This window comes from Sedimenticola hydrogenitrophicus, assembly GCF_029017505.1.
In the GTDB taxonomy this organism is placed as follows: Bacteria; Pseudomonadota; Gammaproteobacteria; order Chromatiales; family Chromatiaceae; genus Sedimenticola; species Sedimenticola hydrogenitrophicus_A.
Window position 1 is genome coordinate 1 of the sequence record NZ_JAQGEI010000116.1, and the last position, 580, is coordinate 580.

The window sequence follows — 580 nt, forward strand, 5'->3', positions numbered from 1 at the left end:
CCCTTGCCCTGCCACCCCTACCACTACGTGGCCATCAAGCCGGTCAAGGTCAACATCGACTACCACGTCCAGTACGAGCAGCACCACTACTCGGTGCCCCACCAGTACGTCGGCGAGACCCTGGAGCTGCACGCCAGCGATACCCTCATCCGCCTCTACTTCCGCGGCCAACAGGTCGCCGCTCATCCCCGCAAGTACCGCCCCGGCACTACCACCGAGGCGACCCACATGCCCCAGCGCCACCGCAAACACCAGCAATGGACACCGGGGCGGCTGAAGAACTGGGCCCAGGATATCGGCCCAGAGGTACTGCGCTGGGTCGATGCCCAGCTCCAGTCCCGGGACCATCCCGAACAGGCCTACCGGGTCTGTCTCGGTCTGCTCAGTCTCAGCCGTGACTATCCCACCCAGCGGCTCGACGCCGCCTGCCGCATCGCCAACCACGCGGGGCTGGTGCGCCTCAAGCAGGTCCAGTCGATCCTCCGGAGCAACCGCGACCGCCTGCCCGAACAGCTCAGCCTGATGGCCGAGCTTCCCCAGGACCACGAGAACATCCGTGGCCCGAAGAACTTCCACTGAC

At 66.0% G+C, this 580-nt stretch carries 1 protein-coding gene; it reads left to right on the plus strand.

Annotation, left to right across the window (positions count from 1 at the left end):
* Positions 1–579: Mu transposase domain-containing protein (locus tag O9K64_RS23515; RefSeq protein WP_420493195.1), on the plus strand; the 579-nt coding region annotated here is incomplete at its 5' end.
* Between the last annotated feature and the right edge of the window lies 1 nt (position 580).